This window comes from Serratia sp. Tan611 (assembly GCF_905188235.1).
Classification (GTDB): Bacteria; Pseudomonadota; Gammaproteobacteria; order Enterobacterales; family Enterobacteriaceae; genus Serratia_B; species Serratia_B rhizosphaerae.
Genome location: NZ_LR994655.1, coordinates 4,799,585 through 4,813,673, shown reverse-complemented (window position 1 = coordinate 4,813,673; position 14,089 = coordinate 4,799,585). Strand labels below are relative to the sequence as shown.

The window sequence follows — 14,089 nt, the reverse complement described above, 5'->3', positions numbered from 1 at the left end:
CAGCTTGGTGATTTTGTTATAATATTCGGCAATAAAATTCGTAGGCGGGGTTGCTGCAACCGGAAACGCGAAAGGCCAATCGGCAAAGACGACAAAGTTCTTAAGAAATTGCATCTACAAGTTCAGAGGTAGTCATGATCAAGAAAATCGGTGTACTGACGAGTGGCGGTGATGCGCCGGGTATGAACGCGGCGATCCGTGGCGTTGTACGCGCCGCGCTTACGGAAGGTCTGGAAGTTTTTGGTATTTACGACGGCTACCTTGGCTTGTACGAAGATCGCATGGAGCAGTTGGACCGTTACAGCGTGTCCGACATGATCAACCGTGGCGGCACCTTCCTCGGGTCGGCCCGCTTTCCGGAATTCAGAGATGAAAACGTACGCGCCAAGGCGATTGAAAACCTTAAGAAACACGGCATTGATGCGCTGGTGGTGATCGGCGGCGACGGCTCCTATATGGGGGCGAAGCGCCTGACGGAAGAAGGTTTTCCATGCATCGGCCTGCCGGGCACCATCGATAACGACGTGGCCGGCACCGACTACACCATCGGTTATTTCACCGCGCTGGAAACCGTGGTGGAAGCGATTGACCGCCTGCGCGATACCTCAACCTCACATCAGCGTATTTCAATCGTGGAAGTGATGGGGCGCTATTGCGGCGACCTGACGCTGGCGGCGGCAATTGCCGGCGGCTGTGAGTTTATTGTCCTGCCGGAGATCGAATTTAACCGTGACGATCTGGTGTGTGAAATCAAGGCCGGTATCACCAAAGGCAAAAAGCACGCGATCGTGGCGATTACCGAGCACATCTGCGACATTGACGAACTGGCGGCCTACATTGAGCAGGAAACCAAGCGTGAAACCCGCGCTACCGTGCTGGGCCATATTCAGCGCGGCGGCTCGCCGGTGGCCTATGACCGTATTCTGGCTTCGCGCATGGGGGCTTACTCCATCGAACTGCTGCTGAAAGGGTACGGCGGCCGCTGCGTCGGTATCCAGAATGAGAAGATGGTGCACCATGACATCATCGACGCCATTGAGAACATGAAGCGCCCATTCAAGCGCGACTGGCTGGAAACGGCGAAAAAGCTGTACTGATCCTGCCCGGCAGCGCCGACAGACAAGCCTCCGTACGCGGGGGCTTTTTTTTGCGCTGTCGTTGCCATATTCCAGAATCGTCTAGGCCCAAATTTTTTATTCTTTAATTGCCGGCTCAGTTTCTGGCAGGCTTTGACGCTAAATCAGCCGTTTTGAGCTGGCGATTATTTACCTTGGGAGAGCGTGCGATGCGTAAATGGGGTGTAGGCCTGACATTAATGTTGCTGACAACCGGAGCGTTGGCAAAAGATATTCAATTGCTGAACGTTTCATACGACCCGACGCGCGAGTTCTACCAGGAATACAATGCCGCCTTCAGCCAGCACTGGCAGCAACAGCATGGCGATAAGGTTACCGTGCGTCAGTCCCATGGCGGCTCCGGCAAGCAGGCCACGTCGGTGATCAACGGCATCGAGGCGGATGTGGTGACGCTGGCGCTGGCTTACGATGTGGATGCGATCGCCGCGCGCGGACGGATTGATAAGAACTGGATCAAGCGCCTGCCGGACAACTCGGCGCCTTATGCTTCCACCATTGTGTTCCTGGTGCGTAAAGGGAACCCAAAACAGATCCACGACTGGCCGGATCTGATTAAACCGGGCGTTTCCGTGATCACGCCTAACCCGAAAACCTCCGGCGGCGCACGGTGGAACTATCTGGCGGCCTGGGGTTATGCGCTGCATCATAATAATAACGATCAGGCCAAGGCGCAGACGTTTGTGAAGAGCCTCTACAAGAACGTGGAAGTGCTGGATTCCGGTGCACGCGGAGCGACCAATACCTTCGTGGAGCGTGGTATTGGCGACGTGCTGATCGCCTGGGAAAATGAAGCCTTACTGGCGAAAAAGGAGCTGGGTAAGGACAATTTTGAAATCGTTACTCCGAGCGAGTCGATCCTGGCGGAGCCGACCGTCTCCGTGGTGGATCGCGTGGTCGACAAGCGCGGCACCCGGGACGTGGCGAACGCTTACCTGAAGTATCTCTACTCCCCGGTAGGGCAGACGATTGCGGCGAAGAACTACTATCGTCCGCGTGATGCCGCCGTCGAGGCCAAATTTGCCGAGCAGTTCCCGAAACTGAAGCTGTTTACCGTTGATGATACCTTCGGTGGCTGGAGCAAGGCGCAGAAAGAACATTTCGCCAGCGGCGGCAAGTTTGACGAGATCAGCAGACGCTGAGGCGTAAAAAATAAAAAACCCCGGCATGCCGGGGTTTTTTTATGCTGAGCCGTACGCTATCAGGCTTTTTTCGCTGCGGCTGCGGCTTTCACAATCACGGCGAAGGCGTCGGCCTTCAGCGATGCGCCGCCTACCAGCGCGCCATCGATGTCCGGCTGAGCGAACAGTTCAGCGGCGTTTTTATCATTCACGGAACCGCCGTACTGAATGATGATGCCAGCAGCAACGTCGGCGTCGTGCTTGGCGATATGATCGCGGATAAATTTGTGTACCGCCTGAGCCTGTGCAGGGGTAGCGGATTTGCCGGTGCCGATGGCCCAAACTGGCTCATAAGCAATTACGGTGTCTTTCATTGCCGGTGCGCCCAGGGTTTTCAGTACGGCGTCAATCTGACGCGCGCAAACTTCCTCGGTCTGGCCCGCTTCGTTTTCCGCTTCGGTTTCACCGATGCACAGAACCGGGATCAGGCCGGCTTCTTTCAGTACCGCGAATTTCTCGGCGATGACTTCGTCGCTCTCTTTGTGATAGGTGCGACGCTCAGAGTGGCCGATGATGATGTACTGTGCGCCGACGTCTTTCAGCATGTTGGCGGAAACTTCACCGGTAAAGGCGCCGGCCAGGTTCACGTCTACGTTCTGGGCGCCCAGCGCGATGCGGCTGCCGGCCAGCTGGTGCTTGGCCTGGTCCAGATACATCACCGGCGGCGCGATGGCTACGCCGCAGCCTTCTACGCTGCTCAGTTCGTTGCGCAGGCCGGCGATCAGCTCGTTAACCATGTGCGTGCTGCCGTTCAGCTTCCAGTTACCCATCACTAATGGATGACGCATAATTTTTCCTCCAACAAGGGAACGTGAGAATCGATGCCCGACATCAGCGAAGCGGCAGCCTACAGCGCTGCAGCCTCGGGCAGGAAGGGCATAAATAACTACTGCCGGACCGGCAGTCAACCTGCCCAACAGTATAGAGATGAATGGATCGGATGGCTTTGCTTTTCGTCATTTAATCGCCGCGTGTTTCACGGCTCCGCCAGCGTCAGTTTCACCGGCTCGACGGCGAATGTCAGGCCCTGTTCGCCGTTATCGGCGACTACATAGCGAATGGCGCCGACCTGCTGGGTGTAAAAACGCGAGCCTTTGCCTTTTTCCAATAATGCGCTCACCTTGATGATGCTCTGCTCCACCGTCAACGCCGGTTCGAACTGGCGCATCAACGCTGCCATATAGTTGACGGTGACGGCGCGTGCGCTCTTTTCTTCATTGCCCTGCAGCGGCAGGTGGGTGATTTGCAGTGTTTTGATTTTACCGGTGCCTTTCTCCAGCGCGGTGGAGGCATACAGGTTTTCATTGAGTTTACTGGCGGCGCGGGTCAGCAACGGCGTGTCGTCGGCGCTGCTGTCAATGGCGCGGAACTCGCCAATCGGCAGCTTGGGGTTGTCGCGATTGTACTTGGCGCGAAATTTTGCCACGGTCAGATCGAACGTCGGCGCCCCGGCCAGCAGGTACGGCGCGGTGGGAGGCGCATCGTTGGCGGCCGGCGCTTGCTCAGCCCAGGCATGGCCCATGGCGGAGAGCAGACAGGCGACGAGAGGAAGTTTTCTCAGCATAGCTCGCGATGTTGATAGCAAATCGGACTCCGATTAAAGCGGTAATCGGGGGAGGTTGTCAAAGATCCGCCCGGATTATCTGTTTGCTGCCCCAAATGGCGTGTGGCACGGCGGCACAAACGCCGTCTCTGCCGCCTCTATGTTACACTGCCGCACAGCATATGGGCAGATTAACAACGCAGGATTCCATGACAATACAGCAGTGGTGTTTTTCGTTTAAAGGGCGCATTACGCGGCGTGATTTCTGGCTCTGGATGGGCATCTGGCTGGTGCTGATGGCCGTGGCGTTTACGCTGGCCAACTATCAGTGGGTCGCTATCCAGAGCATCGCGTTTTTTATTGTGGCGCTGCTGTGGCCGACGGCGGCGGTGCTGGTCAAGCGGCTGCACGATCGCAATAAGTCCGGCTGGTGGGCGCTGCTGTTGATTTTGGCGTGGATGCTGGCGGCGGGGAATTGGCAGATGCTGGCGCCGATCTGGCAGTGGGGCGTCGGGCGTTTTATCCCGACGCTGATTATCGTCATGATGGCCATCGATCTGGGCGCTTTTGTCGGTACGCCCGGCGACAACCGTTTCGGGCCTGAAGCTGAACCGGTCAAATTCCGCGGTTAATCACCAGTAATGTTCGCTGGTGATATGACCCGGCTTGCGGCGCAGGTGTTTGCGCATGCCGTGCAGTTCCTTCAGCGTTTGCTGGGTGTCGCGCACCATCTGCGGGTTGCCGCACAGCATTACATGGCTGGTTTCTGCATCCAGCGGCAGGCCAATGGCGGCCTCCAGCCGTCCGTCTTCAATCAGCGCCGGCACCCGGCCGGTCAGCGAGCCGGCGACGTCCTCGCGGCTGACCACCGTCTGAATGCGCAGTTTGCCGTTGTAGCGCTGCTGAAGCTGCTGCATCAGCGGCAGGTAGCTCAGGTCGCGGGCGAAGCGGGCGGCGTGCACCAGCACCAGGTTTTTGAAGCGCTCGAGGCCTTTGCCTTCTTGCAGAATCGACAGGTAAGGGCCAATGGCGGTGCCGGTCGCCAGCATCCACAGGGTTTCGCACTCCGGCACTTCATCCAGCACGAAGAATCCGGCGGCCTCTTTGGTCACCATCACTTCCGCACCCGGCTGCAGCTGGTTCAGGCGCGGGCTGAGTTTGCCCTCCGGCACCGTAACCAGATAAAACTCCAGGTTGGGGTCGCAGGGCGCGTTGACGTAAGAGTAGGCGCGCTGCACGCGCTCGCCGTCAATCTCTAACGCCAGTTTGGCAAACTGGCCGGCGGTAAATGGGTCGATGGCGGCATCGACGGTGAGACTGAACAGCCCATCGGTCCACTGTTCCAGATGAGTAACCTTGCCTTTTACCCATTCAGCCATACTTCATGCTCCCATCATCAAATCAAATAAAATTAGCACTCTGCGCGGTCGGCGTCGTTATTGCTGTCTGATATTTATCTTATGGCAAGTTGATGCAAACAATTATCGATTAAATGCTAAAGCCTTGCCTGCCCGCGTTGCTCGCGGCCGCGTCATGCGCGACGTACCGTTTAATTTACGAGAATGGATGACTTTGCTGCCAGTGTGATCGGGATCAATATTTGGCGGGGACTCGCTAAAAAAAATAGATTTGTTAGTTTATGCGCCAACAAGAGGATGTCTGCGCAACGCTGGCCAAAATTGCCGCCATGCGCAGGGTTTTGGCGAGTTAAGACGTTAACAAAGAGAATGAGAAAACTAGAGAATTTTCACCTGTTGGTGATGTTGATCCTGCTGGTTGCCGTCGGTCAGATGGCGCAAACCATTTATGTCCCGACGATTGCAGATATTGCCCACGACTTGTCGGTGCGCACCGGCGCCGTACAGCAGGTGATGGCGGCTTATCTGTTGACCTACGGATTTTCACAGCTGATCTACGGCCCGCTGTCGGATCGCGTTGGCCGCCGTCCGGTGATTCTGGCCGGGATGGCGATTTTTATGGTTGGCGCTGCCGGCGCGCTGCTGGCCGACAGCCTGACCATGCTGGTGGCCGCCAGCGCCATTCAGGGCATGGGCACCGGAGTGGCCGGCGTGATGGCGCGCACCATGCCGCGCGACCTGTATGCCGGCACCGCGCTGCGCTATGCCAACAGCCTGCTGAATATGGGTATTCTGGTCAGCCCGCTGCTGGCGCCGGTGATCGGCGGTGCGCTGGCGATGGTCTTCGGCTGGCGCGCCAGCTATGCGTTTCTGCTGGCGCTGTGCGTGGGCGTTGCTTTCGCCATGTTTCGCTGGCTGCCGGAAACCCGTCCAGAGCAAACTGAAAAACGGCGCATGCTGGCCAGCTTCCGTCAGCTGCTGGCGGACGGGTCGTTCAGCCGCTATCTGGTGATGCTGATCGGCGGTCTGGCGGGGATTGCGGTGTTTGAGGCCAGCTGCGGCGTACTGATGGGCGGCGTGCTGGGACTGAATGGACTGACCGTCAGCATCCTGTTTATTCTGCCGATCCCGGCGGCTTTTTTCGGCGCGTGGTATGCCGGCCGTGACGGCAAAAGCTTCCATCAGCTGATGTGGCATTCGGTGCTGAGCTGCCTGCTGGCGGGCCTGATGATGTGGATCCCCGGCTGGTTCGGCGTGATGAATATCTGGACGCTGATTGTTCCCGCTGCGCTGTTTTTCTTTGGCGCCGGGATGTTGTTCCCGCTGGCGACCACCGGGGCGATGGAGCCGTTCCCTTATCTGGCCGGCGCTGCTGGCGCGCTGGTGGGGGGGATGCAGAATATGGGCTCCGGCCTCGCCACCTGGTTGTCGTCCATGCTGCCGCAAACCGGGCAGTTCAGCCTGGGTCTGCTGATGTTCGCCATGGCGCTGCTGATTCTGCTGTGCTGGTGGCCGCTGTCCAACCGTATGCAGCAGGCGGGGCATACGGCTTAACGTGAGCGGCCAGAGGACTCTGGCCGCATAACGGATTACAGCAGGAACGGGTGCAGCGCCGGGTCCTTACGATCCAGATAGTGGGTTGAGCGGATGCGGCGGATGGTGCGTGATTTACCACGGATCAGCAGCGTTTCCGTGGTCGCCATATTGCCCTTGCGGCTGATGCCTTCCAGCAGGTCGCCTTTGGTGATGCCGGTGGCGGCGAAGATGACGTTGTCGTTGCGCGCCATATCGCCCAGCAGCAGCACCTTGCCCGCCTCTATGCCCATCTCTTTACAGCGCGCCAGTTCCTGTTCGCCGAGGCGGCGGTTGGCGTCGCTGTCTTCCTTCACCTGATGGCGCGGCAACAGACGCGCCTGCATATCGCCGTCCAGTGCGCGAATCACCGCGGCTGAAATCACCCCTTCCGGCGCACCGCCGATGCCGTACATCACATCCACTTCGCTCTCCGGCATACAGGTCAGGATGGAGGCGGCGACGTCACCGTCAGGAATGGCGAAGACTTTGACCCCCATCTGCTGCATTTGCGCGATAACGGCGTCGTGACGCGGTTTGGCCAGCGTAATCACCGTCAGCTGCGACAGCGGCTTGTTCAGCCGTGCCGCGACGTTTTGCAGGTTGTCGGCAAGCGGCAGGTTAAGGTCAATAGCGCCGCGGGCTTCCGGGCCTACCACCAGTTTTTCCATATACATATCCGGCGCGTGCAGGAAGGCGCCGCGATCGCCGACGGCCAGCACCGCCAGCGCGTTGGACTGCCCCATGGCGGTCATGCGTGTGCCTTCAATCGGATCGACGGCGATGTCTACCGCATCGCCCTGACCGGTGCCGACCTGCTCGCCGATATACAGCATCGGCGCTTCATCGATCTCGCCTTCGCCAATCACGATGCGGCCATCGATCGCCACCTTGTTGAGCATAATCCGCATTGCGTGCACGGCGGCGCCGTCGGCGGCATTCTTGTCGCCGCGCCCCAGCCATTGGTAGCCGGCTAACGCCGCAGCTTCGGTGACGCGGGAAAATTCGATGGCTAATTCACGTTTCATGGCAAAACCTGTCAGTGCGTAGAGGGGAAGAGCGGATAAGTTTACCACAGCGGCAGGGGCGCGCGGCGGAGCAAAAAAAAGCGCTGCCTTGCGGCAGCGCATTGATAACGTGACTCCGGCGCGGAATTATTCGTGATCTTCCCACGCCTGCGCGCGGGCGACCGCTTTTTTCCAGCCGCTGTAACGGTAGTTACGTTCGGTAGTTTCGATGCTCGGGCGGAATTCCCGCTCGATGACCGCCTTGCTCTTCACCTCATCCAGATCGTTCCAGTAGCCGATAGCCAGACCGGCGAGGAACGCCGCGCCCAGCGCGGTGGATTCGCGCACTTCAGGACGCTCTACGCGCGTGCCCAGAATGTCGGACTGGAACTGCATCAGGAAGTTGTTGGCGACGGCGCCGCCGTCAACGCGCAGCGACTGCAGACGGGTATTGGAATCGGCCTGCATGGCGTCCAGTACGTCGCGGGTTTGGTAGGCGATGGATTCCAGCGTCGCACGGATGATGTGGTTGCTGTTCGCGCCGCGGGTCAGGCCGAAGATGGCGCCGCGTGCATACGGATCCCAGTATGGCGCACCCAGGCCGGTAAAGGCCGGCACCACGTAGACGCCGTTGCTGTCTTTCACCTTGCTGGCGAAGTATTCGGAGTCGGCCGCATCGCTGATCAGTTTCAGTTCGTCGCGCAGCCACTGGATGGACGCGCCGCCGATAAATACCGCGCCTTCCAGCGCGTAGTTCACTTCGCCGCGCGGGCCGCAGGCGATGGTGGTCAACAGGCCGTGGCTGGAGCTGACCGCTTCTTCGCCGGTATTCATCAGCAGGAAACAGCCGGTGCCGTAGGTGTTTTTCGCCATTCCCGGCTGAACGCACAGCTGGCCGAACAGCGCAGCCTGCTGGTCACCGGCGATGCCGGCGATAGGGATACGCGTGCCGCCTTTGCCGCCGATGTTGGTCTGGCCGTAAATTTCGGAAGATGGGCGCACCTTCGGCAGCATGGCGCGTGGGATATCCAGCGCCTGCAGCATACGCTCATCCCAGTCGAGCTGGTGGATGTTGAACATCATGGTGCGCGAGGCGTTGGTGTAATCGGTAACGTGAACCCGCCCCTGCGTCATTTTCCACACCAGCCAGGTGTCTACGGTGCCGAACAGCAGTTCGCCGCGCTTGGCGCGTTCACGGGCGCCCTCGACGTGATCCAGGATCCATTTCACCTTGGTGCCGGAGAAATACGGATCGACCACCAGGCCGGTATTCTGGCGGATGTACTCTTCCATACCGTCGCGCTTGAGCTGCTCGCAGATATCCGCGGTGCGGCGGCACTGCCAGACGATGGCGTTGTAGATAGGCTTACCGGTCTCTTTTTCCCACACGATGGTGGTTTCACGCTGGTTGGTGATGCCAATCCCGGCGATTTGATCGGAGTTGATGTCGGCTTTCGCCAGCACTTCGACCAGCGTGGAGCTTTGGGAAGCCCAAATCTCCATCGGGTCATGCTCTACCCAGCCGGCCTTTGGATAAATTTGTTCAAATTCGCGCTGCGATACCGCAACGATATTGGCATCGTGATCCATGACGACGGCGCGTGAGCTGGTGGTTCCCTGGTCGAGAGCGACAATAAATTTTTTTTCTGTGGTCATGGTTGAGTCCTGCTGTTGTTAACCATTTTAAACTGCGCCAATTACGCTTTACGCTGCGGCGTTTTGGCGGCTGGCTGCTCTTGCTCTTCTTCGACGCAGTCGTCGCAAGGCAAGTGACGGCCAATCAAGGTACGGTAGCCGAATGCGCCCAGGATGGCCCCGAGAATCGGCCCGAAGATCGGTACCAGGAAGTACGGGATTTCACGTGCGCCGGTAAAGGCGACATTACCCCAGCCGGCGATGTAGGCGAACATTTTCGGCCCGAAATCACGCGCCGGGTTCAGGGCGAAGCCGGTCAAGGGTCCCATGGAGGCGCCGATAACGGCAATCAGAATACCGATCAATAGCGGCGCCAACGGGCCGCGCGGTACGCCGTTGCCATCGTCGGTCAGCGCCAGGATCAGGCACATCAGAATGGCGGTGATCACGGTTTCCACCAGGAACGCCTGCGCAACGGAAATATGCGGGTTTGGATAGGTGGAGAAAATCCCGGCCAGATCCAGACTCTCTGTGCTGCCGCGTACCATGTTGTGGGCGGTTTCGTAATCAAAGAACAGATTATAGTACAGGCCGTAGACCAGCGCGGCGGCGCAGAAGGCGCCGGCGACCTGGGCAATGATAAAGGGAACCACGCGGCGGCCGTTGAAGTTGGCGAACAGCCATAGCGCGAGGGTTACGGCCGGGTTGAGGTGGGCGCCGGAGATGCCGGCGGTCAGATAGATCGCCATGGCGACCCCGAAGCCCCAAATAACGCTGATTTCCCATTGGCCGAAGCTGGCGCCGGCCAGTTTTAGTGCGGCAACGCAACCTGCGCCAAAGAAGATCAGTAGGCCGGTGCCGAGAAATTCTGCGATACATTGGCCTTTTAATGTCGGACTGGTGTTTTGGCTCATAATGTTGTTGTCCTGCAGGGTTATAGGTTTTAGGCTCGGCGGATAGCCTGCCGGCCTTAAGGTACAGGTTTTTTTAATCTCATCCTCTTTTAAATTGAGGACGTGATGTAAATTTATCGTTAACGAACATAAACGAGAAATAGCGAAATCAAAATGTGTGTGCTTCGTCATAAAATTGAGCGAATTCGCGTTGTCAGGTGTTCTTTCTGAGCCATCTCGCGACGGATTTGGCCGGTTTTTTGTCTGACAATTGTTAACGCGCGTTTATTGTTATACGCGCATTTTCAGTTTTGGCTGATGGCGGGGGCAGGAAAATTGCAACAGACTGCGCGTTGAGCCGGTATGTTGCTAGACAGTAAGAGGCGGGCTACTTACAATCGTTTTTATCGAAAGAGCGTTTTATCGAGACAGGCGCGTTTTTAACCAAAGCGCGTGTCACTTGGCGCGATGCATATTCGCAGCGGCTGCAGCCTGTGTTGCGGCCGCTGTTTAATAGATGTACGCCTTGCTATCATGAGGGGACTGAAGAATGTCATTTGAAGTATTTGAAAAACTGGAAGCAAAAGTTCAGCAGGCGATTGATACCATCACTCTGTTGCAGATGGAAATTGAAGAGCTGAAAGAGAAGAACAACACGCTGTCTCAGGAAGTGCAGAATGCTGCCGGCAACCATGAATCACTGGTGCGTGAGAATCAGCAACTGAAAGAAGAACAGCACGTATGGCAAGATCGCCTGCGCGCGCTGCTGGGCAAAATGGAAGAGGTCTGATTCCGTTTGCCGCAGTAATGAAAAGGGCGCCGACGGCGCCCTTTTTCATGGTAACGGCTTATTCAATATCGAGCGGGTCTTCCGCGAGAATGATGCCGGTATTATCGGCATACAGATGATCGCCGGAGAAGAAGGTGACGCCGCCGAAGTTGACGCGGATATCGCTTTCGCCCACGCCTTCGCTGCTGGCGCCGACCGGGATGGCCGCCATGGCCTGAATGCCGATATCCAGCTCTTCCAGATCGTCCACCTGACGCACCGCGCCGTAAACCACAATGCCTTCCCACTCGTTCTGGGTCGCCAGACGCGCCAGTTCTGCGTTGATCAGCGCCCGGCGTACCGAACCGCCACCGTCGACCAGCAGTACACGGCCGCGGCCGTTTTCTTCAAGCAGGTCAAAAAGCAGGCCATTATCCTCGAAACACTTCACCGTGGTGATCTGTCCGCCAAATGAAGTACGCCCGCCAAAATTAGAGAACAGAGGCTCAACCACGTTGACCTCTTCATGATAGATATCGCAAAGTTCGGAAGTATCGTATTTCATAGGATTTTATGTCTGTTTGCCGCTGGAATAACCAGTATATCCCTTTCTGAGCCCTGTTGGCAAAATCATCAGTTTTTATCTAACTGAGCGCTACGCCGGCGGCAAACAAAATGTTCGCCAGCAGGGCGGCCTTGACCATGTGCTCCAACATCGGTCGCATGCCGGCCGGTGAAGGATCGCGCAGTACGCGCAGCGCATGGCGCCACAGCAGCGGCACCGCCAGCACAAACAACCAGCCCCACGGACCGCTCAGATTGAACAGGGTGAACAGAGCAAAGCACAGCACCGCGCCAATCAGCAGCAAGGCATGGTAGCGCCGGGCGTTCTTCGGCCCCAGCCGTACCGCCAGGGTATTTTTGCCGTTGTCGCGGTCGCTTTCGATATCCCGCAGGTTATTGATGTTCAGCACCGCCGCCGCCAGCAGGCCGCAGGCGGTGGCCGGCAGCATGACGATGCTGTCGAAATGCAGCGTCTGCAGGTAATAGGTGCCGGCCACGCTCAGCCAGCCGAAGAACGCCAGCACCGAGATATCCCCCAGCCCCAGATAGCCGTAAGGCTTATTGCCGACGGTGTAGGTGATGGCAGCGACGATAGCCAGCGCGCCGAGCGCCAGGAAGCCGGCTACGTCACTCGGCGTTTTGCAGGCCAGCGCGATCAGTGAACAGCCGGCGATGGCGATCAGCACCACGGTAACGATCAGCGCGCGTTTCATCTGCGCCTGGGTAATCAGGCCTTTTTGCATACCGCGCAGCGGCCCGATGCGGTCTTCTTTATCGCTGCCTTTGACGGCATCGCCGTAATCGTTGGCCAGATTGGAGAGAATTTGCAGCAGCCCGGCGGTTAACAGCGCCAACAGCGCGACGCCGGGTTTCAGGCTGCCTTGCCAGGCGGCAATGGCGGAGCCGACAACGATGGAGGCGAAAGCCAGCGGCAGGGTGCGTGGTCGTAAACTTTCCAGCCAGGCTCTGGCTGGGGTCGTGGAGGTAGATGAGCTCATTTTTCGCTTCAGCAAGTCAAGTGGCTGTGTCTGCAGATAAAAAAATGGGGGGCAACGCCCCCCATTTTAATGACTGACAGGACAATGATAGAGCGATTATAGGATAAAACGGCTCAAATCTTCATCCGCAACCAGCTCATCCAGGTGATTGCGCACGTATTCCGCATCAATTGTAATGGATTGACCATTAATCTCGCTCGCGTCGTAGGAAATTTCTTCCATCAGACGCTCCAGCACGGTGTGCAGACGACGCGCGCCGATGTTCTCGGTGCTTTCGTTAACCTGCCATGCGGCTTCGGCAATACGGCTGATGCCGTCGGCGGTGAAGTCGATGGTCACGCCTTCGGTGGCCATCAGCGCCTTGTACTGCTCGGTCAGCGACGCGTTCGGTTCGGTCAGAATGCGCTCGAAGTCTTCGGTCGTCAGCGCCTGCAGTTCAACGCGGATCGGCAGACGGCCCTGCAGTTCCGGGATCAGATCGGACGGGCTGGCAACCTGGAAAGCGCCGGAGGCGATAAACAGGATGTGGTCGGTTTTCACCATGCCGTGTTTGGTCGAGATGGTGCTGCCTTCCACCAGCGGCAGCAGGTCACGCTGCACGCCTTCGCGGGAGACATCCGGGCCGGAGGAGTCGCCGCGCTTACAGATTTTGTCGATCTCATCGATAAACACGATACCGTGCTGTTCAACGGCTTCAATCGCCTGCTCTTTCAGCTCTTCCGGGTTAACCAGCTTGGCTGCTTCTTCTTCCACCAGCAGTTTGAAGGCCTCTTTGATCTTCAGCTTGCGTGGTTTCTGCTTCTGGCCGCCGAGGTTCTGGAACATCGACTGCAGCTGGTTGGTCATCTCTTCCATACCCGGAGGCGCCATAATTTCGACGCCCATCGGCGCGGCGGCCAGGTCGATTTCAATCTCTTTGTCGTCCAACTGGCCTTCGCGCAGTTTTTTACGGAACGACTGGCGTGCGGCGGACGGCTCCTGCTGCTCTTCAGCCTGGCCCCAGTTGTTCTTGGCCGGCGGGATCAGCACGTCAAGGATGCGCTCTTCCGCCATCTCTTCGGCGCGGGTGCGGTTTTTCTCGATTGACTGCAGACGCACCATTTTCACTGCGGCGTCGGTCAGGTCGCGGATAATGGAATCCACTTCTTTACCGACGTAGCCCACTTCGGTGAATTTGGTGGCTTCGACTTTGATAAACGGCGCGTTGGCCAGTTTTGCCAGACGACGGGCGATTTCGGTTTTACCGACGCCGGTCGGGCCGATCATCAGAATATTTTTCGGGGTCACTTCGTGACGCAGCATCTCGTTGAGCTGCATACGGCGCCAGCGGTTACGCAAGGCGATGGCAACGGCGCGTTTGGCTTTGCTTTGGCCGATGATATAACCGTCCAGTTCGCTGACGATCTCGCGCGGAGTCATTTCAGACATAGTATTCG

14 protein-coding genes are annotated in these 14,089 nt (G+C 57.9%); 5 read left to right on the top strand and 9 right to left on the bottom strand.

Translation table 11 applies throughout. From position 1 onward, the window contains the following. The first annotated feature begins 134 nt into the window (after positions 1-134). Together pfkA and TAN611_RS22710 are read left to right on the top strand one after the other, a co-directional pair. A complete protein-coding gene (gene pfkA / locus TAN611_RS22715) occupies positions 135-1,097 on the top strand; it encodes a 6-phosphofructokinase (protein WP_105233060.1) in 963 nt (320 codons plus the stop codon). Positions 1,098-1,285: 188 nt separating this feature from the next. Continuing rightward, entirely contained in the window at positions 1,286-2,275 is a 990-nt protein-coding gene (locus TAN611_RS22710) for a sulfate ABC transporter substrate-binding protein (protein ID WP_187043900.1), read from the top strand. Between the two features lie 59 nt (positions 2,276-2,334). On the opposite strand, the gene tpiA is transcribed toward TAN611_RS22710, so the two are convergent. Next, complete coding sequence (tpiA, locus tag TAN611_RS22705) at positions 2,335-3,102, bottom strand: triose-phosphate isomerase (protein ID WP_111737953.1); 768 nt, start codon at positions 3,100-3,102, stop codon at positions 2,335-2,337. Between the two features lie 188 nt (positions 3,103-3,290). Continuing rightward, positions 3,291-3,878 carry a DUF1454 family protein gene (locus TAN611_RS22700; RefSeq protein WP_105233058.1) on the bottom strand — a complete coding sequence of 196 codons (588 nt, stop codon included), beginning with the start codon at positions 3,876-3,878 and terminating at the stop codon, positions 3,291-3,293. Positions 3,879-4,066: 188 nt separating this feature from the next. Here TAN611_RS22700 and TAN611_RS22695 point away from each other — a divergent pair, with 188 nt between their 5' ends. After that, the gene (locus tag TAN611_RS22695) at positions 4,067-4,489 is read left to right on the top strand and encodes a DUF805 domain-containing protein (protein WP_111737952.1); all 423 of its coding nucleotides are present in this window, start codon (positions 4,067-4,069) and stop codon (positions 4,487-4,489) included. Here TAN611_RS22695 and fpr read toward each other — a convergent pair whose 3' ends face one another. After that, the gene (gene fpr / locus TAN611_RS22690) at positions 4,490-5,236 is read right to left on the bottom strand and encodes a ferredoxin--NADP(+) reductase (protein WP_105233056.1); all 747 of its coding nucleotides are present in this window, start codon (positions 5,234-5,236) and stop codon (positions 4,490-4,492) included. Between the two features lie 348 nt (positions 5,237-5,584). Here fpr and emrD point away from each other — a divergent pair, with 348 nt between their 5' ends. Next, the gene (gene emrD, locus TAN611_RS22685) at positions 5,585-6,769 is read left to right on the top strand and encodes a multidrug efflux MFS transporter EmrD (protein WP_105233055.1); all 1,185 of its coding nucleotides are present in this window, start codon (positions 5,585-5,587) and stop codon (positions 6,767-6,769) included. Between the two features lie 35 nt (positions 6,770-6,804). Here emrD and glpX read toward each other — a convergent pair whose 3' ends face one another. The 3 genes from glpX to TAN611_RS22670 form a co-directional block, all read right to left on the bottom strand. Further along, entirely contained in the window at positions 6,805-7,815 is a 1,011-nt protein-coding gene (glpX, locus tag TAN611_RS22680; RefSeq protein ID WP_203067027.1) for a class II fructose-bisphosphatase, read from the bottom strand. Positions 7,816-7,941: 126 nt separating this feature from the next. Further along, complete coding sequence (gene glpK, locus TAN611_RS22675; protein ID WP_105233053.1) at positions 7,942-9,450, bottom strand: glycerol kinase GlpK; 1,509 nt, start codon at positions 9,448-9,450, stop codon at positions 7,942-7,944. Between the two features lie 41 nt (positions 9,451-9,491). Next, entirely contained in the window at positions 9,492-10,343 is an 852-nt protein-coding gene (locus tag TAN611_RS22670; protein WP_111737951.1) for an MIP/aquaporin family protein, read from the bottom strand. 529 nt (positions 10,344-10,872) lie between these two features. On the opposite strand from TAN611_RS22670, the gene zapB reads away from it, so the two are divergent. Next, positions 10,873-11,112, top strand: a complete 240-nt coding sequence (zapB, locus tag TAN611_RS22665) for a septal ring assembly protein ZapB (RefSeq protein WP_015962322.1) — start codon at positions 10,873-10,875, stop codon at positions 11,110-11,112. A 58-nt stretch (positions 11,113-11,170) separates the two neighbouring features. Here zapB and rraA read toward each other — a convergent pair whose 3' ends face one another. From rraA to hslU, 3 genes are all read right to left on the bottom strand, one after another. Continuing rightward, a complete protein-coding gene (gene rraA, locus TAN611_RS22660) occupies positions 11,171-11,656 on the bottom strand; it encodes a ribonuclease E activity regulator RraA (RefSeq protein ID WP_111737950.1) in 486 nt (161 codons plus the stop codon). Positions 11,657-11,735: 79 nt separating this feature from the next. Continuing rightward, entirely contained in the window at positions 11,736-12,653 is a 918-nt protein-coding gene (locus TAN611_RS22655; protein WP_105233050.1) for a 1,4-dihydroxy-2-naphthoate polyprenyltransferase, read from the bottom strand. Between the two features lie 96 nt (positions 12,654-12,749). Then, the gene (gene hslU / locus TAN611_RS22650; RefSeq protein ID WP_105233049.1) at positions 12,750-14,081 is read right to left on the bottom strand and encodes an HslU--HslV peptidase ATPase subunit; all 1,332 of its coding nucleotides are present in this window, start codon (positions 14,079-14,081) and stop codon (positions 12,750-12,752) included. Between the last annotated feature and the right edge of the window lie 8 nt (positions 14,082-14,089).